The 19,519-nt window shown below is 68.6% G+C and carries 13 protein-coding genes and 1 pseudogene; 7 read left to right on the top strand and 7 right to left on the bottom strand.

Features of this window, described 5'->3' with window-relative positions; all coding sequences use genetic code 11:
* The first annotated feature begins 1 nt into the window (after window position 1).
* Window positions 2-403, top strand: coding sequence for a response regulator (locus NHH88_21990; protein USX12351.1), 402 nt, complete (start codon window positions 2-4; stop codon window positions 401-403).
* Here the strand turns inward: NHH88_21990 and fur are convergent.
* Entirely contained in the window at window positions 366-818 is a 453-nt protein-coding gene (gene fur / locus NHH88_21985) for a ferric iron uptake transcriptional regulator (GenBank protein ID USX12350.1), read from the bottom strand. The two genes, NHH88_21990 and fur, sit on opposite strands and share 38 nt — an antisense overlap.
* A gap of 140 nt (window positions 819-958) precedes the next feature.
* Between fur and NHH88_21980 the strand changes: the two genes are divergently transcribed.
* From NHH88_21980 to NHH88_21955, 6 genes are all read left to right on the top strand, one after another.
* Window positions 959-4,147 carry a PAS domain S-box protein gene (locus NHH88_21980; protein USX12349.1) on the top strand — a complete coding sequence of 1,063 codons (3,189 nt, stop codon included), beginning with the start codon at window positions 959-961 and terminating at the stop codon, window positions 4,145-4,147.
* 252 nt (window positions 4,148-4,399) lie between these two features.
* The gene (locus NHH88_21975; GenBank protein ID USX12348.1) at window positions 4,400-4,891 is read left to right on the top strand and encodes a phosphate ABC transporter substrate-binding protein; all 492 of its coding nucleotides are present in this window, start codon (window positions 4,400-4,402) and stop codon (window positions 4,889-4,891) included.
* Window positions 4,888-7,584 carry an EAL domain-containing protein gene (locus tag NHH88_21970; protein ID USX12347.1) on the top strand — a complete coding sequence of 899 codons (2,697 nt, stop codon included), beginning with the start codon at window positions 4,888-4,890 and terminating at the stop codon, window positions 7,582-7,584. The genes NHH88_21975 and NHH88_21970 overlap by 4 nt, the downstream gene beginning before the upstream one ends.
* A 99-nt stretch (window positions 7,585-7,683) precedes the next feature.
* Window positions 7,684-8,811: a polysaccharide biosynthesis/export family protein gene (locus NHH88_21965; GenBank protein USX12346.1), complete on the top strand. Its 1,128-nt coding sequence runs from the start codon at window positions 7,684-7,686 to the stop codon at window positions 8,809-8,811.
* A gap of 7 nt (window positions 8,812-8,818) precedes the next feature.
* Window positions 8,819-11,029 (top strand): Wzz/FepE/Etk N-terminal domain-containing protein, encoded by a 2,211-nt coding sequence (locus NHH88_21960; protein USX12345.1) that lies wholly within the window; start codon window positions 8,819-8,821, stop codon window positions 11,027-11,029.
* A gap of 187 nt (window positions 11,030-11,216) precedes the next feature.
* Window positions 11,217-13,550, top strand: coding sequence for a DUF1565 domain-containing protein (locus NHH88_21955; protein USX12344.1), 2,334 nt, complete (start codon window positions 11,217-11,219; stop codon window positions 13,548-13,550).
* 76 nt (window positions 13,551-13,626) lie between these two features.
* Here the strand turns inward: NHH88_21955 and NHH88_21950 are convergent, their stop codons facing one another.
* The 6 genes and pseudogenes from NHH88_21950 to NHH88_21925 form a co-directional block, all read right to left on the bottom strand.
* Window positions 13,627-14,778 (bottom strand): acyltransferase, encoded by a 1,152-nt coding sequence (locus tag NHH88_21950; GenBank protein USX17397.1) that lies wholly within the window; start codon window positions 14,776-14,778, stop codon window positions 13,627-13,629.
* A 63-nt stretch (window positions 14,779-14,841) separates the two neighbouring features.
* A pseudogene (locus NHH88_21945) lies at window positions 14,842-15,426 on the bottom strand (sugar transferase).
* A complete protein-coding gene (locus NHH88_21940) occupies window positions 15,420-16,577 on the bottom strand; it encodes a DegT/DnrJ/EryC1/StrS aminotransferase family protein (protein ID USX17396.1) in 1,158 nt (385 codons plus the stop codon). The pseudogene NHH88_21945 and the gene NHH88_21940 overlap by 7 nt, the downstream one beginning before the upstream one ends.
* 152 nt (window positions 16,578-16,729) lie before the next feature.
* Window positions 16,730-17,971 (bottom strand): glycosyltransferase family 4 protein, encoded by a 1,242-nt coding sequence (locus NHH88_21935; GenBank protein USX12343.1) that lies wholly within the window; start codon window positions 17,969-17,971, stop codon window positions 16,730-16,732.
* A gap of 55 nt (window positions 17,972-18,026) precedes the next feature.
* The gene (locus NHH88_21930) at window positions 18,027-18,806 is read right to left on the bottom strand and encodes a hypothetical protein (protein ID USX12342.1); all 780 of its coding nucleotides are present in this window, start codon (window positions 18,804-18,806) and stop codon (window positions 18,027-18,029) included.
* Window positions 18,807-18,811: 5 nt separating this feature from the next.
* A complete protein-coding gene (locus NHH88_21925) occupies window positions 18,812-19,519 on the bottom strand; it encodes a hypothetical protein (protein ID USX12341.1) in 708 nt (235 codons plus the stop codon).

Below are 19,519 nucleotides of genomic sequence, written 5' to 3'. Positions count from 1 at the left end.
AGTGTCTGATCCGGAACCACATTTTTGTCATATCGCTATCGTCGACGACGACGACGCCGTGCGCGTCGGCTTGAGCAGCCTGCTGCGCTCCTACGGCTATGCGGCGCAGGCCTTCGATTCGGCACAGGCGCTGCTGGGCGCGGGCGGCGCCGCGCTGGAGCAGTTTCATTGCGTGATCACCGATCTGCAGATGCCCGGCATGAGCGGTATCGAGTTGCTGGAGGAGTTGCGCCGTCAGGGCAACCCGCTGCCGCTGATACTGATGACGGCCTTTCCCGAGGCGGCGCTGCGCAAGCGCGCGCTGCAGGGCGGCGCCGCGTGCTTTTTGAGCAAGCCGTTCGACGCCAACCAGCTACTCGCCTGCCTCAGGAACGCCGCAGCTTCCGCGCCGCCATCGGATTGATGTTGTCGGCGCAGTCGCCGCAAAAACCGTACAGCGACAGCGAGTGTTCGTGCAGCACGAAGTTGCGCTCCTTGGCCACCGCCTCCTGCCGCGCTTCGATCTCGGCGTCGAGGAATTCCTCCATCTTGCCGCAGTTGGTGCAGATCAGGTGGTCGTGGTGGCCACCCTCGTTGAGTTCGAACACCGAGGCCACCGATTCAAAGTGCCGGCGGATCAGGATGCCGGCGTCGGCGAATTGCATCAGCACCCGGTACACCGTGGCCAGCCCCATGTCGATGTTTTCGTCGTGCAGCAGGCGATAGACGTCGTCCGCGTTCAAATGCTTGCTTTTCGATTCCTGGAACAATTGCAGGATGCGCAGACGGGGTAGGGTGGCCTTCAGGCCAAGCTTGCGCAACTCTTGAGGGATATCCATGCGTCTCTCTAATGATAATGATTCTTATTCGCACTATATCCGCATTTTATTTCTTTGGCAATGCACTATTGATGCGTGCACGGCCTTTTTATGTTCAGGACAAACTATAATCTCAGGACAACATTTCTTTTCCGGACACCGTGACTCATCCCTTTCTCCAAGGCGGCGGCCAAGTCGCGCAGATCATCGCTTCCCACGATTGGAGCGGGACCGCGCTTGGCCCCATCGACGCCTGGCCGCAGTCGCTCAAGACGACGGTGGCGCTGATATTGCGCTCGACCGTGCCGATCGTGCTGCTGATGGGCGAGCAGGGGGTGATGATCTACAACGACGGCTATTCGGTGTTCGCCGGCGGCCGCCATCCGATGTCGCTGGGCGCCAACGTGCGCGAGGCCTGGCCGGAGATCGCCGACTTCAACGACCATGTGGTCAAGGTCGGCCTGGCAGGCCAAACGCTGGTCTACAAGGACCAGGAGCTGACCGTCAACCGCAACGGCGGGCCGGAACAGATCTGGATGAACCTGGACTATTCGCCGGTGCTCGACGAGGCCGGCACGCCGGTCGGCGTGATGGTGCTGGTGATCGAGACCACCGACAAGGTCAAGGCCGAGCGCCGCGTGCGCAACGAGGCCGAGCGCATGCGCATCATGTTCGAGCAGGCCCCCGGCTTCATGGCGATGCTCTCGGGGCCCGAGCATGTCTTCACGTCGGCCAATCCGGCCTATATGGCGCTGGTCGGCCAGCGCGAGGTGATCGGCCTGCCGGTGCGCGAGGCGCTGCCGGAGGCGAACAGCCAGGGCTTCCTCGGCTTGCTCGATAAACTGTACGCGTCCGGCGAGACCTGGTCCGGCACCGCCGTGCCGTTCTTCCTGGCCGCCACCGGCGACCGGCCGGCGCGCGAGCGCTTCCTCGATTTCGTCTATCAGCCGCTGCGCGACGCCGCCGGCGCCGTGTGGGGCATTTTCGTGCAGGGCGCCGACGTGACCGACCGCGTGATGGCCGAGAACCTGCTGCGCGCCAGCGAGAACACCTTCCGCACCTTGTCGCAGACGATACCGAGCCAGGTCTGGCAGGCCAACGCCGACGGTGGCCTGGACTGGTTCAACGACCAGGTCTACCGCTATTCCGGCACCCGGCCCGGCCAGCTGGACGACAACCGCTGGGCCGAGATCGTCCATCCGGAGGACCTGCCGGCGGCCGGCCAGGCGTGGACCGTGGCGGTGGCCACCGGCCAGACCTTCGAGACCGAGTACCGCATCCGCCGCGCCGACGGCATCTATCGCTGGCACATCGTGCGCGCCTTGCCGATCGTCGACGACCACGGCGTGGTGCAGCGCTGGGTCGGCACCAGCACCGATATCGAGGACCAGAAATCGACCGCCTACAAGCTGCAGCAGCAGGTGGCCGAGCGCACCGCGGAGCGCGACCGCATGTGGCGCTATTCGACCGACGTGATGATGGTGGTGTCGCTGGAGGGCTGGGTCAGCGCCGTCAATCCGGCCTTCACCCGCCTGCTGGGATGGGAGGAGGCGGAGGTGATCGGCACCTCGCTGTATAAACTGATCCACCCGGACGACATGGCCGCGTCGATGGCGGAGATGGCCGCGCTGGCCGAGGGCCGGCACACCTTCAAGTTCGAGAACCGCACCTTGCGCAAGGGCGGCGGGCACGCGATCCTGTCGTGGACCGCCGTGCCGGACGAGCGCTACGTGCATGCCGTGGGCCGCGACATGACGGCCGAGCGGGCGGCGGCCGACGAGATGCGCCGCACGGCGGCGGCGCTGCAGCAGTCGCAAAAGATGGAGGCGATCGGCAAGCTGACCGGCGGCGTGGCGCACGATTTCAACAACCTGCTGCAGGTCATCTCCGGCAACCTGCAACTGCTCGGCGGCGACGTCAAGGGCAACGCGCGCGCCGAGAAGCGCCTCGAGCACGCGCTGGCCGGCGTCACGCGCGGCGCCAAGCTGGCCAGCTACCTGCTGGCGTTCGGCCGGCGCCAGGCGCTCGATCCGAGGGTGGTCAAGATCGGCCGCTTCATCGCCGGCATGGAGGACATGTTGCGCCGTGCCCTGGGCGAGGAGATCGAGGTCGAGACGGTGATCTCCGGCGGCTTGTGGAACACCCTGGTCGATACCGCGCAGGTGGAGAACGCGGTGCTCAACCTGTGCATCAACGCGCGCGACGCCATGGACGGCGTGGGCAGGCTCACCATCGAGGTGGGCAACGCCATGCTGGACGACCAGTATGCCGCCACCCATGCCGAGCTGGCGGCCGGCCAGTACGTGATGATCGCCATCAGCGACACCGGCAGCGGCATGAGCCCCGAGGTGCTGGCGCAGGCGTTCGATCCGTTCTTCTCGACCAAGCCGGAAGGCAAGGGCAGCGGCCTTGGCTTGTCGATGGTGTACGGCTTCGCGCGCCAGTCGGGCGGCCATGTGAAGATATACAGCGAGCCTGGCAGCGGCACCACGGTCAAGCTCTACCTGCCCCGTTCGACCGATGTCGAGGACGCGCCGGCGCCGCCGGAAATGCGCGCCGTGGTGGGCGGACAGGAGACCATCCTGGTGGCCGAGGACGACGACGGCGTGCGCGCCACCGTGGTCGAGATGCTGAGCGAGCTCGGTTACCGCGTGCTCAAGGCGAACGACGCGGCCAGCGCGCTGAGCATCATCGACAGCGGCCTGCCGATCGACCTGCTGTTCACCGACGTGGTGATGCCGGGGCCGCTGCGCAGCCCCGAGCTGGCGCGCAAGGCGCGCGAGCGGCTGCCGGGCATCGCGGTGCTGTTCACGTCCGGCTACACGGAAAACGCCATCGTGCATGGCGGCCGGCTCGACGCCGGCGTCGATTTGCTGGGCAAGCCTTACACCCGCGAGGCGCTGGCGCGCAAGGTGCGCCATGTGCTGGCCAACCGCCAGCATCAGGCGCAGCTGACGGCGCCGGCGGCCGTGGCTGCGGCCGGCGAGGCGGCCGACGGCGAGGCCGGGTCGGGAGGCCTGCGCATCGTGCTGGTGGAGGACGAGCGCGAACTGCGCGAGACCACCACCGAGCTGCTCGAACTGCTGGGCCATACGGTACTGCCGGCCGGCGACGCGGCCGCCGCGCTGGTGTTGCTGCAGGGCGGGGCGATCGATGTGATGATCACCGATATCTCGTTGCCGGACCTGTCGGGCGAGGTGCTGGCTGCGCGCGCCCGCGCGTTGCGGCCCGGCCTGCGGATTATCTTCGCCAGCGGCCAGCATCCGCGCTTCCCGCTCGAGGGGGCGCAATGTCTGCTCAAGCCGTTCAGTGTCGACAAGCTGATGCAGATGCTGGCGTCCGTGGTGTAAAGCATATTATTGATGCAATTCTATTAAAATTAAAGTGGTTTTTGGATAGAATCCTTGGTATATTGCTTTACTTCATCTAAAGTTGCCTTAAGGAAGTTTACGGGTGTGCGGCCTGGCCGCGCGCCGGCGTTGCCACCTTTCCCATTCTGAAGAACAGACGCCCGTCTGTGGTCCCCGGCGCCCGCGCCCGAACCCTGTGTACTGGCGACCACGCCGTATATGTACCATCGGGACCACAGACAGGAATTCCGCATGACCGATCCATTGTTGCCGTTGCCCGCGATGCGTTTGACCACTCGTTTGTTGACCGTTCCTTTCCTGACCATGCTTTTATTGACGTTGCCGGTCCTGCCGCCGGCGTTCGCCGCAGAGGTCGGCCCGCACGATCCGGTGATCGTGGTGTCGGCCAAAAATCCGTTGCCCTGGCTGCGCCACGAGCAGGTGGCGGCCATCTTCATGGGACAAACCGACCGCTTTCCCGACGGCGCCGAAGCGGTGGCGCTCGACCTGCCGCCCGGCAACGCGCTGCGCGACGCGTTTTACCGGCGGGTGGCGGAGCGCTCGCCGGCGCTGATGAAGGCGTACTGGAGCAAGATGGTGTTCACCGGTCGCGGCCAGCCGCCGCGCGAACTGCACAATAGCGCCGCCGTGCGCCGCATGGTGGCCGACAATCCGGCCATGATCGGCTATATCGACCGCGCCGCCCTCGACGCCAGCGTCAAGGTGCTGGAGGTGCGTCCATGACGGCGCCCAAGGCCGGCGACAGCCTGCGCGCGCGCTGGCTGCGGCGCGGGCTCGACACGCATATCTCGCTGCCGCTGTTCGCGCTGCTGCTGCTGGTGGCGATCTGGCTGCTGTCGCTGCACGAGATCGACGTCGAACGGGGACGCGCGCGCGCGGCCGCCGCCGATTCGCTGCGCGAGGTGCTGGGCACCTACGAGGCGCAGGTGGCGCGCGGCCTGGACGGCATCGATCAAACGCTGCGCGTGCTCAAGTACGCGGTCGAGCGGCGCGGCACCCTGGGCGCGCTGCCGGAACTGGGGCGCGAGGGCTTGCTGCCGTCCGGCCTGGTGTTCGCCGTCAGCATCGTCGACCGCGACGGCATGACGGTCGCCAGCAGTCCGCGCGCGGCGCCGATCTCGGTGGCAGACCAGCGCTATTTCAACTTCCACCAGGAACGCGATAGCGGTTCCACCTTTGTCGGCGAGCCCACGCGCGATGTCGCCAACACCGAGTGGCACCTGCACTTCACGCGCCGGCTCGATGACGAGAAGGGCAACTTCGCCGGCGTCGTCATGGTCGAAACCGATCCCGCGTATTTCACCAGCAGCTACGAGCGCAGCCGCATGGGCGAGCGCGGCATGCTGGGGCTGGTCGGCGCGGACGGCGTGGTGCGCGCCCTGCGCATCGGCGACAAGGTGTCGTTCGGCCAGCGCCTGGTGGCCCAAGCGACGCCGCCCGAGGTGCAGGCGGCTGCCCGGCCCGACCCGCAGGACGGTGTGCGCCGCTTCAGCGGCGTCAGCGAACTGCACGGCGCGGCGCTCAAGGTGGTCGCCGGCCTCGACGAAAAGGAGCAGATGGCTGGGTTCGAGCGCAAGCGCCGCGAGATGCTGTGGCGGGCCGGCGCGGCCAGCCTGGCGCTGGCGATCGCCACCGGCCTGCTGTGGCTGTGGTCGTGGCAGGGCGCGCGCCACCGCGCCCGCGTGCGGCGCGCGCAGGAAACCTACGCGGCGGCGTCGGCGGCCAGCCTGGACGCTTTCTTCGTCATGCGCGAGGTGCGCGACGGCGCCGGCGCGGTCGTTGACTTCAGCATTGTCGACGCCAATTCGCGCGCCGCACAGTTCACCGGCGTGAGCCGCGAACGCCTGTGCCGCACCACCTTGCTGCGGCTGGTGCCGATGGCGCGCGAGAACGGCATGTTCGCCGAGCTGGTGCGCGTGACGCAGGCCGGCGGCGTGCACGAGCAGGAATGGGAGAACACCATCCCCGAGCTGAGCGCGCGCTGGCTGCACCAGCAGGTGGTGCCGGTCGAAGGCGGCGTGGTGGCGATCGTGCGCGACATCACCGAGCGCAAGCTGGCCGAAGAGCGCATGCAGCACCTGGCGCACCACGACACGCTGACCGGATTGCCGAACCGTATTTTGATCACCGAGCGGCTGGAACTGACGGTGGCCGAGGCGCATGCTGTCGATGCCGCCTTGCTGGTGGCGTTCATCGACCTCGACGGTTTTAAATTGGTCAACGACGGCCTGGGACACAACGCCGGCGACGCGCTGCTCAAGGTGGTGGCGGGACGGATGGCGGCCTGCCTGCGCCCTGGCGACACCGTGGGCCGTTTCGGCGGCGACGAGTTCGTGCTGATGCTGCGCCAGACCGCTGGAGAAGGCGGGGGCGACGGCGCGTCGGCGGTGCTGGAACGGGTGCGCGAGGCGGTGCTGCAACCGATCTGCGTGGGCGGACAGCAGGTGCAGGTCAGCTGCAGCATCGGCGTGGCGGTCCATCCCGACGACGGCGCCGACGCCGAAACGCTGCTGATGCACGCCGACGCGGCGATGTACCGCGCCAAGGAGCTGGGCAAGAACAATTGCCAGTTCTATGCGCGCGAAATGAACGCCCAGATCGAACAGAAGCTGGTGCTGCTCGAGGGCATGCGCCAGGCGCTGGAGCATCGCCAGTTCCGGCTGGTGTACCAGCCCAAGGTAGACCTGCGCACCGGCCGCATTTTCGGCGCGGAGGCGCTGGTGCGCTGGGTGCATCCGGAGCACGGCGTGATCGGGCCGGACCGTTTCATTCCGCTGGCCGAGGAAAGCGGCATGATCGTGGCGCTGGGCGAGTGGGTGCTGCGCGAGGCGTGCCACCAGAACCGCGCCTGGCAGGACGCCGGCCTGCCGCCGCTGTGCATCTCGGTCAACGTGTCGCCGCGCCAGTTCGAGGAGGGGCGGCTGGTCGAGCGGGTGGCGCAGGCGCTGGCCGACAGCGACATGGCGCCGCGCTGGCTGGAGCTGGAGGTGACCGAAGGCGTGATCATGCGCGACCTCACGCGCGCGCTCGGCAAGATGGAGCAGCTGCGCGCGATGGGCGTGGCGCTGTCGATCGACGACTTCGGCACCGGTTACTCGAGCCTGTCGGCGCTCAAGTCGTTCCCGATCAGCACCCTCAAGATCGACAAGTCCTTCGTGCGCGACCTGGCGCACAGCGCCGGCGACCAGGCCATCGCCAGCTCCATCATCGGCCTGGCGCACCGGCTCAAGCTGCGCGTGATCGCCGAAGGCGTGGAAACCGAGCAGCAGCGCGGCTTCCTGCGCGCCAACGGCTGCGACGAGATGCAAGGCTATCTGTTCAGCGAGCCGCTGCCGCCGGAGCTACTGGCGGCGTTGCTGGAACGCTCCATGGACGCCGCGCCGGCGCCCGTCCGGTGCAGCGAGGTCGCCGCCTAGTCGGCCGCGCAGGTCGCGCCGCACAGGCGCGCGTTTGATGTGAAACAAGGCCGCACACCGGGACGCGATCTACTCTGGTCGAGCTTCCGGAGGCCTGTCATGCACAACGTCGCACCATCCTTTTTTCATTTCCGCTTTAATTTCCGCCCCGCATATCTGCCGGCGGCGCTCGCGCTGTGCGTGTTGCTGGGCGGATGCGCCACCAGCATGCACAGCGCGCCGGCGCCGGACGACGCCGAAGTCATACCCATCACAGAGCAATGGCTCGACGCCGAGCAGCGCGGCAACGCCGGCGCGCCGGCGGCCGGCCAGGACCTAGGCAACCTGGCGGTCACCGAGCCCGGCGTGTACACCTACATCCTGGGTGTCGGCGACGTGCTGGCGATCACCTTGTGGGACCATCCGGAACTGACCGGCGCGGTCGCGCGCGACCAGGGCGTCGACGGCGCCGGGTTGGGGCCGCCGGCCGCCAGCTTCGTCATCGACCAGCAGGGCAAGCTGCATTTTCCGTTCGCCGGCACCATGGACTTCGCCGGGCTGACGCGCGAGCAGGCCGGCGCCTTGCTGACCAAGCGGCTGACGCGCTACTTCCGCGATCCGCGCGTCACGCTCAGTGTGCAGGCCTACCGCAGCCAGCGGGTCTACATCGACGGCGAGGTGCGCACGCCGGGCCTGCAAACCGTCAACGATATTCCGATGACCCTGCTCGAGGCGATCAACCGCGCCGGCGGCCTGACGCCCAGCGCCGACCAGAGCCGCATCACCGTCGAGCGCGCGGGCCGGCGCCACAAGGTCGACCTGATCCGCGCGCTGCGCGACGGCCGCCATGCCGCCGCCGTGATGCTGGTCAACGGCGACATCGTGCGGGTGCCGCCGCGCGACGAGAGCAAGGTGTTCGTCGCCGGCGAGGTGCTGCAACCGCGCTCGCTGACCATGCACGACGGCCGCCTGACCCTGAACGAGGCGCTCGGCGAGGTCGGCGGCATCAATCCGCAGAGCGGCGACGCCGGCCAGGTGTACGTGGTGCGGCAGACGGCGCAGGGGCCGCGCGTGTACCGGCTCGACGCCCGGCCGTCGCGGGCGCTGGCGCTGGCCGAGCGCTTCGAGCTGCGCGCCAAGGATGTTGTGTACGTGGCCGCCTCGCCGCTGGCCAACTGGCACCGCGCGATCAGCCAGCTGTTCCCGGGCGAGCTGTCGTCCGCCGTCGGCGCCACCACCAGACCATAGGCCCCCCATGAATGAAGCTTACGACAACCCGCCGCAACTGCGCGCGCTGCGCGGTATCGCCGCGCCGACCCAACTGATCGAGCGGGTCGACCCGCTGCCCGAGCCGGATCCCGGCGCGCTGGCGTGGCGCTCGTACTTCCAGACGCTGGTCGCGCGGCGCTGGCTGATCCTCGGCGTGGCCGCGCTGTGCACCCTGGCGGCGCTGGCCTACGCGCTGGCCGCGCGCCCGGTGTACGAGGCCAACATGCTGCTGCACGTGGAGGAGGACACCCCGAACACGTCGAAGAACATCCTCAACGACGTCTCGTCGCTGTTCGAAACCAAGAAGGCGGCGATCGCCGAGATGGAGCTGCTGCACTCGCGGCTGGTGGTGGCGCGCGCGGTCGATACCCTGCGCCTGTACATCGACGCGCGGCCGCGCTATTTCCCGCTGGGCGGCGAGTGGATCGCGGCGCGCCGCGGCAGCGCGTTGTCCGCGCCCGGCCTGTTCGGCCGTGGCGGCTATGTGTGGGGCGGCGAGAAAATCGAGGTCGCCAGCTTCGACGTGCCCGACGCCATGTACAACCATGACTTCACCATCACCGCGCTCGGCGGCGGACGCTACCGGCTCGGCGACGGCAAGGGGCGCCCCGTGCTGGAGGGCGAGACGGGACTGGCGGCGCACGCCGCCGGCCCCGACGGCGCCATCGACCTGGTGGTGACGCGGCTGCGCGCCAACCCCGGCGCCCGCTTCACCTTGCGCCGCAGCTCGCGCCTGGCCGCGCTCGAACAGGTGCAGCGCTCGCTGCAGATCGCCGAGCAAGGCAAGCAGTCGGGGGTCATCGCGGTCAAGCTGCACGGCGCCAACCCGCAGCAGGTGTACGCCACGCTGACCGAGATCGGCAGCGAATACATGCGGCAAAACCTGGCGCGGCGCACCGAGGAGGCGCAAAAGACGCTGGCCTTCCTCGACCGCCAGTTGCCGGTGCTGCGCCACCAGCTCGAAAGCGCCGAGGCCAGCTACAACGGCTACCGCAGCAGCCACGCCACCGTCAACCTGGAGCAGGAAGTGCGCATCGCGCTCGACACGCTGGCGGCGGCGCAGACGCGCCGCAGCACCCTGACGCAAAAGCGCGCCGAGCTGCTGGGGCGCTACACCGACGAGCATCCGCTGCTGCAGGCGCTGAACCAGCAGAGCCGCGAGACCTTGCGCGAGATCGACGAGCTCGAGGCGCGCATCAAGCGCCTGCCGCTGGTCGAGCAGGAACAGGCGCGCCTGGCGCGCGACGTCAAGGTCAGCACCGACCTGTACACCGAGCTGCTGAACACGGCGCAACAGTTGCGCCTGGTGGCGGTGGGGCGGGTCGGCAACGTGCGCATGGTCGACATGCCGGTGGCGCCGGAGCGCCCGCTCAAGCCGAACCGCTCGCTGATCGTAGTGTTGGGCATGGTCACCGGCCTGTTCCTGGGCGCGCTGCTGGCCTTCGCCAGCAAGGCCGTGGGCGGCGGCATCGACGACCCCGAGCGCATCGAGGCGATGCTGGGCGCGCGCACGGTGCACGCGACCATCCCGCACAGCCGCAGCCAGGACCGCCTGCGGCGGCAGGCGCGCAAGCGGGCGCCGCTGCTGCTGGCGCAGGCGGCGCCGGACGACGCGGCCGCCGAGAGCCTGCGGGCGTTCCGCGCCGCGCTGCAATTCGTGTTGCCGCACAGCCGCAACAACGTCGTCAGCTGCCTGGGGCCGACGCGGCGCGTGGGCGCCTCGTTCGTGTCGGTCAACCTGGCGCTGCTGATGGCCTCGGGGGGCAAGCGCACCTTGCTGATCGACGCCGACCTGCGCGACGGCCGGCTGCACGAGTATTTCGGCATCGAGCGTTGCGGCGGGCTGGCCGAGTGCCTGGCCGGCGCGCTGCAGCCGCACATGGCGGTGCGCCACGGGGTTGCCGACCATCTTGATTTCATTCCTTGCGGCAGCGTGCTGCCGCAGCAGACGGAGCTGCTGCAGCACCGTCATCTGGCCAGCCTGCTCGAGTCGCTCGGCGCCCGCTACGACGTGGTGCTCATGACGGCGCCGCCGGTGATGGAGGCGGCCGACGCGCTGGTCGTCGGCGCCCACGCCGGCGCCGTCTTCCTCGTCACCCGCGCCGGCGTGACCACGGAGAGCCAGCTCAACGCGTCAGTCAAACGGCTCAACCAGGCCGGCATCGCGCCGCACGGCGTGGTGTTCAACGACGCCTAGCAAGCAGGCCCGGTTGAACCCCACGGCGCGCGGGCGCCGTTTTTTTTTGCGCTGTTTTTGAACTTATTCGTGCCTATTCTTTTGTTGTAAGAATGTCTTGCCAGAATTTTTTTTCTAAAAGCATTGAACTATAGAATTTGATTCAGATCAAACCTTCCTCATTCACTTCATGAACGAGGAAAGTCTGATGAACAATTCTGTCAACTACCTGTCCCAAGGGAGCGCCACGACCATCGGTCTGGGCGCCTGCGCAATGCTGCTGGCCGCTTGCGGCGGCGGCAGCGGCGGCGATGAAGGAAAGCAAGCCGCCGCGGCGCAAGCGCCCGTGCTGGCCGCCAGCGTCACGTACAACGGCGCGGCGGCCGCCAACGAGCTCTATGTTTCAACCACAGGTTCAGACAGTAACCCCGGCACCCAGGCGGCGCCGTTCTTGACGATAAGCAGGGCATCGCAAGCGGCCACGCCCGGCACCATCGTGCACGTCGCGCCCGGCGCCTACGCCGGCGGCTTCGTCACCAACAGCAGCGGCACGGCCACCGCGCGGATCACGTATGTGTCGGACCGCAAGTGGGGGGCGAAGATCGTGCCGCCGGCCACGTCCACCACGTCGGCGGCGTGGGACAACCGCGGCAACTATGTCGACATCGTCGGTTTCGAGGTCGACGGCAGCGCGCCGCGCGCCGGCACCGCGTGGACCACCGGCATCTACACCGGCGGCTCGTTCGGCGGCGTGTCCGGCAACCGGGTGCACCACATCGGACGCGCCGCCTGCGCGTCGGGCGGCGGCATCGGCGCCGACAGCTATTTCAAGGGCAGCGCGCATGACGTGCGCGACAATATGGTGCACGACATCGGCGCCAACGGTTGCCGCACCATGTTCGGTGTCTATGTCAACAGCGTGGGCACGGATGTCAAGAATAATGTCATTTACGGCGTCTCGAACGCGGCGGTGCGCTTGTGGCACGACGCCTCTGGCGTCGACGTCGTCAACAACACCATCTTCGCGTCCCACACCGGCGTGGTGGTGGGCAGCGGCGATTACTATCACGCGACGACGGCCGGCGACAACTCGCGCGTGACCAACAACATCGTGTACGACACCGTCTACGGCGTGGTCGAACAGGGCAACATCGGCTCACACAACACCTATGCGAACAACCTGATGTTTCAGCAGTCATCCCAAGGCTATCTGCTCCTGAAGGGCGTGGCGGTGGCGACCATCGCGGCGGCGCCGCAGTTCGTCAACTACGTGCGCACCGGCGGCGGCGACTACCATTTGCGCTCGACTTCGCCGGCGATCGACAAGGGCCTGGCGGCCGACGCGCCGCCGCGCGACTTCGACGGCAGGGACCGCCCGGCCGGCGCCGCCGACGATCTCGGCGCCTACGAGTACGGCGGCGCCACGCCGACGCCGACGCCGACGCCTACACCCACGCCGACGCCAACCCCGACCCCCACGCCAACGCCGACGCCAACGCCAACGCCCACCACCGCCAACCACCTGTACGTGTCGACCGGCGGCTCGGACAGCAACTCCGGCGCGCAGGGCTCGCCGCTGAAGACGATCGCGCGCGCCGCCGCGCTGGCCTCGCCGAACACCACGGTGCACGTCGCGCCCGGCAACTACGCGGGCGGCTTCAGGACCAACGCCAACGGCACCGCGAACGGACGCATCTACTACGTCTCCACCAGCAAGTGGGGCGCGAAGATCATTCCGCCCGCGAACTCGAGCAGCAGCGTGGCCTGGGACAACCGGGGCAACTATGTCGAGATCAACGGTTTCGAGATCGACGGCAGCGCGCACCAGAGCGGCACCAAGTGGCGCAGCGGCATCTATAACGGCGGCTCCTACGATGTCATCCGCAACAACCGCGTGCACCACATCGCCCAGACCATCGCTTGCGACGGCACCGGCGGTTCGGCCATCGGCGTCGATTCCTACTACAACGGCGTCAAGGGCGATGTCATCAACAACTTCGTCTACGACATCGGTCCCGCCGGCTGCAGCCATGTGCACGGCATCTACGTGAGCACGACGGGCAGCGTGGTCGGCAACGTCGTCCACCGCGTCGCGCAGGGGGCGATCCACTTGTGGCATGACGCCACCAACGTCATCATCGCCAACAACACTGTGGCCAACTCGGGGATCGGCATCATCGTCGGCGGCGGCGACTTCTACCACAGCAGCGCCGGCGCCGACTACACCCACGTGGTCAACAACATCGTCTACGATAACCGCTACGGCATCTCTGAACAGGGCAAGACTGGTACGCACAACACCTACCGCAACAACCTGGTGTACCAGAACACCAACTACAACTTCAGTTTGCGTAACGGCCTGGTGGCCACCGGCACGGTCAGCGCCGATCCGCAGTTCGTCTCGTACACCCGTACGGGAACGCCCGACCTGCACCTGCGCAGCACTTCGCCCGCCAAGGGCGCCGGCACCACCACCTATGCGCCGGCGTACGACATCGAGGGCACGCCGATGCAGCCGGTCAGCATCGGCGCGTATAAGTAAAGTGCGGTAAAACGCGGTAAAAACGCGAACAGGCGGCAAGCGGCGGCAAACGGTGCCGCCGCCGGCGGACCGGCCACTAGCCGGCTTCGCCCGCCGCCGGCGCCCCCAGTTTCCTGCCGGCCCGGCCCGGCAGGAATTGCTTGATGAACCGCCGCAGCCTGGCCGTCTGCGCCTCGAACGGCAGATGGATCAGGTAGGAGAGCGACACGACGATGGCCAGCATGGCGGCATACACCGCCATGCTGGCCGGATCGTCGGTCGGCAGCAGTTCGCCGCCACGGTAGGCCCATAGCATCCGCAGCAGCGGCACATGCAGCACATACAAGGTAAACGAGAAACCCGCCAGGAAGGCGCCGACCGCCACCAGCGGCCGCATCGCTGCCGGATCGCGCCGTCCCGCGCCGCACAGGCACAACAGGAAGAACGCGCTGTACAGCACGTCGCGCCCCAGGGAATGGGCGTCCATGTCGCCGTCCTGCCCCTGCAGTCGCAGGGCCACGGCCAGCGCGCCGAACAGCAGCCAGCCCGCGTAGCGCTGGACCCGGCTGACATCGAGCCGCACGCGCGAGGCCGACGCCCCCATCAACCACACCAGGAAGTACAGCACGATGCCGGAACTGAGGCAGAACGCCAGCGCCACCGCGGCGACGGCGGCGGCCAGCCGCCACTGCGTGTTGCCGGGCCGGATGGCCAGCACCAGCAGCGGGAACAGCGCGTAGTACCACGTCTCGTAGGCCAGGCTCCACAAGGGGAAGTTGCCGCCAAAGGCGGGCACCGCCATCGTTTGCACGCCGGCCAGGTTGCCCAGCAAGGTCGTCAGCGACCAGGGGCTGATATCGGCCAGCCTGGGTTGCTCGGCGTCCAGCTCGCCGGTGCCGAGCCCCAGCAACAGCATCAGGATGAAAGCCGGCAGCAGCACGATCCACAGGCGCGTCACGCGGTCGATCGCATAGTCGCGGATGGCGTGTGGTTTGCCGATGCGGTCGAGCAGGCTACCGCCGACCAGCCAGCCGCTGAGCACGAAGAACACCACCACCGCCTGGTGGGCGAAGCCGGAGAAGAACGACAGGCCGACATACCACAGCGACGGGTCTTGCAAGGTGCTCAGGCCGGGGAAGACCTGCGCCCGCAGATGCGCGGCCGCCACCTGCAGCGCCGCCAGGCCGCGCAGCAGCGAGATCAGCGGCGACTGCCAGTCGTGCGGCCCCAACCGGTTTTCCTTTACCATCCTCAGTCGCAGCCGTGGCCAGCCGTGCGGCCGCGCAACTGCCGGGGCGGGCCGCCCCGACAGCAGCGCGCCGACCGTGTGGAACAGGATACGCAGGTCGGTGAGCAGGCTGCGCTGCTGGACATAGCGCACGTAATACTCCAGCTTGACCGGCAGCACTTGCAGCACGTACGTCCGCTCGAGGTCGGCCGCGCGGCGCAGGATTTCGCCCTCGTCGCGGAAATGGATGGCGGCCCAGTCGGTGATGCCGGGCGGCACCGACAGCACGAGGTCGCGCACCGCCGGCGGATAGTGCTCGACATAGCGCGGCACCTCGGGACGCGGCCCCACCAGGCTCATCTCGCCGCGCAGCACATTGAACAGTTGCGGCAGCTCGTCGAGCTTGTGCCGGCGCAGCAGCCGGCCGGCGCCGGTGGCGCGGGCGTCGTCGGCCAGCGACAGCTGGCCGGCGTCCTCGGCCGAGGTATGCATCGTGCGGAACTTATAGATGCGGAACGGCACGCCGTTGCGCCCGACCCGGCGCTGCCGGTACAGCACCGGCCCGGCCGAGTCGACCTTGATCCACGCCGCCAGCACCAGCATCAGCGGCGCCAGCAGCAACAGGCCGGCCAGCGCGGCCACGATATCGAACAAGCGTTTGGTTAACATAGCAGCTCCGTCAATGTGGCGATGACGCGCGCCTGGTCGGCGTCGCTCATGCGGGTGTACAGGGGCAGGGTCAGCAGGACTTGATAGCTGGCTTCGGCGCGCGGGAAGCGCTCGGGCGGCAAGGCGTAGCGGTCGCGCCAGTAGGGCTGGCGGTGCAGGGGGATGTAGTGCACGCTGGTGCCGATGCCGCGCTCGGCGAGCAGTTCGATCAGCCGGTCGCGCGCCAGCGGCGCGTCCGCCGTCAGCCGCACCGGGTACAGGTGCCAGGCGTGCCGGCCGCCGGCCTGGGCGTCGGCGTGGCGCGGCAGGCGCAGCGGCAACCCGCGCAGGCCCTCGGCGTAGCGCGCCGCCAAGGCCTGGCGCCGGGCCAGGAAGCGCTCGATCTTGCGCAGCTGTTCGCAGCCGATGGCCGCCGCGATGTCGGTCATATTGTATTTGTAGCCGGGCGCGACGACCTGGTAGAACCATGCCGGGCGGCGCGAGGTGTAGCGGTCGAAGGCGTCCTCGCTGATGCCGTGCAGGCGCATGACGCGCACGCGCCGCAGCAGCGCCGGGTCGCGGCAGACCACCATGCCGCCCTCGCCGGTGGTGATGGTCTTGTTGGCGTAGAAGCTGAACACGGTGGCGTCGCTGTCGAGCGTGCCGACGGCGCGGCCCTTGTACAGCGTGGGGAAGGCGTGGGCGGCGTCTTCGACCACGCGCAGGCCGTGGCGCCGGGCCAGCGCCAGGATGGCGTCCATGTCGCAGGCCAGGCCGGCGTAGTGGACTGGCACGATGGCGCGCGTGCGCGGGGTGATGGCGGCGGCGATGGCGTCCGGGCAGATGCACAAGGTGTCGTCGTCGACGTCGACCAGCACCGGGTCGGCGCCGAGGTAGCGCACCACCTCGGCGGTGGCGGTGAAGGTCATCGTCGGCACGATCACCTCGTCGCCGGGGCCGATGCCCAGCGCCTCGAGCGCCAGGTGCAGGCCGGCGGTGGCCGAGTTGACGGCCACGCCGGTGACGCCGCCGCCGAGGAAGTCGGCGAACGCCTGCTCGAAGCGGCGGCTGACGGCGCCGGTGGTGATCCAGCCCGAGCGCAGGCACTCGAGCACGGCGGCGGCCTCCTCGTCGCCCAGGTCGGGCAGGGCGAAGGGCAGGAATTCAGTGATGGGCGCGGCGGCGGGCGCGGATGCGGGCGCCGATGCGATCGCAGGCCCGGGTACGGGCGCCGCTGCGATCGCGGATGCCGGCACGGCCATCGGATGGGGCGCCGCTTGCAGCGGCAGGCGTGATGAGGGCATGATGTCTCCTTGGTGGGGTGTCAGTGCGGCGGCGCCGCGCAGGCGGCCAGGAAGCGCTCCGCCAGCAGCGCGTAGTTGAGGTGGGCGCGGGCGTAGCCGGCGCCGCGCTGGCCCAGTTCGTGGCGGCGCGCCGCCGGCATGGCGGCCAGGCGGGCGATGGCGGCGGCCAGCGCGGCCGGATCGTCCGGCGCCAGGCTCAGGCCGCAACCGGCCTCGGCCACCGGGTCGTTGGCCGCCTCGACCGCGTGGATGATGGGCCGCGCCGCCATCATGTAGTCGCCCAGCTTGTTGGGCGAGATGCCGTAGCGGTACAGCGGCTGGCGCCGCCAGCCGAGGTAGGCGATGTCGAAGCCGCGCAGCAGCGCCGGCATGTGGCGCTTGGCCAACGGGTCGAGGAAGTGGACATCGCGCAGGCCGGCGGCGGCGGCCTTGCGCTGCAGCGCCTGCTTGTCGGGGCCGGCGCCGGCCAGCACGAACGCCAGCGGCCGCCCCTGCAGCAGCGCGGCGGCGTCGATCAGCGTGTCGAGCGCGTTGGCCAGGCCGTGGCTGCCGGCGTAGCCGACCACGGCGCGGCCCTGACGGCGCAGGTCCGCCAGCAGGGCCGCCGCCGGCGCCGGCAGCGGCACCGGCGGCAGGTCCCACTCGTCGAGGTCGACGCCGTTGGGCACCACGTGCAGCTTGTGCGGCGCCATGCCGCGCGCGGCCATGTGGGCGCCGGCCTTGGGCAGGATCGAGATGACGGTGTCGGCGTGGCGGTAGGCGTAGTCCTCGGCCGCCTGCATCAGCACGATGAACGGATGCCAGGCCGGCATGCCGCCCAGCTCCATCGGCGACAGCGGCCACAGGTCGTGCACCTCGAACGCCAGGCGCGCGCCGGCCAGCGCGGCGATGCGGCGCGCCGGCCAGATGTCGGCCGGATAGGTGCTCGAGGCGATCACCAGGTCGGGCTGGAAGTTGCGCGCCAGGCGCGGCGCGCCCCGGTACAGCGCGGCGACGAAGGCGGCCATGTTGGCGGCCCGGCCCAGGCCGTTGCCGCGGTAGGCCGGCGTCGCGTGCCAGCGGTAGTCGATGCCGTCGATGGTCTCGTCGGCCACGCGGTGGCCGTTCAGCTCGGGCGCCAGGGCGCGCAGGTGCGAGCTGGACGCGGCCACGATGCGCACCCGGTGGCCGGCGCGCACCCATTCGCGCGCCAGGTAGTACGGCCGGTACTCCATGCCATGCCGCACCGAGCCGGCGTAGTGGTTAATCAGCAGTATGTTCATCGGTGTTGCCCTCGTGTTTGCCTGGTTGGGCGATGGATGATCGGTGCCGCGGCCCTCACCAGCGCCAGGCCTCGAGCACGCGCCGCAGGTTGTGGCCGCTGCTGTCGACCCAGTTGGTGCGCCACTGGGCCGGATGGGTCAGCAGGCAGATGCGGCGGTAGGCCCCTAGCGCCTTCTGCGGCGGCATCGGGTGGAAATACTGCGGATGCGGGCGGTCGCTGATGTACAGGTCAAAGCTCGCCAGCAGTTCGCTGTCGTAGCTTTCGCAGGCGATGCCGCAGCGCGCGCGCAGCGCGGCGTCGTCCAGCAGCTCGTGGTTGATCATGCCCAGGCGCCGGTTGGCGAAGTCGCCGTGGCTGGCGACCGTGTGCAGCTTGCTGCCCAGCTGTTGCTCGATGCGGCGGAAGTTGCGTTCGAACTGGGCGCGGATGTCGTCCATGCGCGCGCGCACCTGCACCGGGTCCTTCAGGTGCGCTTGCTTGGCGTAGGTGGCGATCTCCTCGTAGTGGTAGCTGGCCTCGCTGCCATAGCGTTCGATGTCGCGCATCAGGCCGAAGTCCAGGGTCGACAGGCGGAAATAGTAGCTGGCGCGCACGCCGTGTTTTTGTTCCAGCGCGAACATGCGGCGCGCGGTCGGCAGGTCGGTGTCGATGTCGTGGCGGTGCACCAGCACCCGGCCGTCGCCGGCGCGGCCGCCGCGCAACGACGCCAGCCAGGCGCGCACCGACGTCTGTCGGTAGCCTTCCTGGCGCGCCTGTTGCAGCAGCGCGTCGTAGTGGCGCAGGCGCGACGGCATCAGATAGTCGCTGTAGAGGCGATTGAGGAGGGTACCCATGATGTTCATCGCAGGCTGTAGCGGACGCGGTAAGGGGTAAAGCCGAGCATGGTCTTGAACTGCCGCAGGCCGGGCTGGGCGCCGAAGAAGGTGTCGTACATCAGGAACTCCGGGCCGTCGCCGGCCTGCAGCTCCATCAGCAGCAGGCTGACGATGTCGGTCACCAGCAGGTGCATGACGCCGTCGTTGTTGCGGTAGCCGAGCAGCTGCGAAAACGCGGCAAAGTTGCCGTAGCGCCCGACGTTGCAGTAGGCCATCAGCTTGCCCTGCTTGCTGAACACGCCGAAGTAGCGGTAGTGGCTTTGGGTTTCGTAATGGGACTTCTTTTCCCGGTAGCTGGCGTCCATCGGCCGGCCTTGCCGGCTGGCCATGCTGGTGTTGATCTCGTGGATGGCGTCGACGTGGTCGTTGCGGTCGATCTGCGCCAGCGAGTAGCCGCGCCGGCGCGCCTTACTGACGTAGGTGGCGGCGCCGCTTTGGCCGGTGAGGCTGTCGAGGTAGGCGACCGGTCCGGCCAGGCGGCGCAGGTCGATCAGGGCCACGCCCAGCTGCTTGTAGCCGAAGACCTTGTATTTCGGATGGGGGCTGGTGAAACGGCGGTGCGTTTCCCTGACATCCTCCGGGTTGAAACTGGTGTCGAAGCACAGCTTGGCGACGGGCAGCCTGACCACGTCCAGCACCAGTTTGCATTGATTGGCGAGCTTGTTGATCAT

The organism is Oxalobacteraceae bacterium OTU3CAMAD1 (genome assembly GCA_024123915.1).
Taxonomy (GTDB): Bacteria; Pseudomonadota; Gammaproteobacteria; order Burkholderiales; family Burkholderiaceae_D; genus Rugamonas.
The sequence above is the reverse complement of the archived record's forward strand: the minus strand, read 5'-3'. Positions and strand labels throughout refer to the sequence as shown.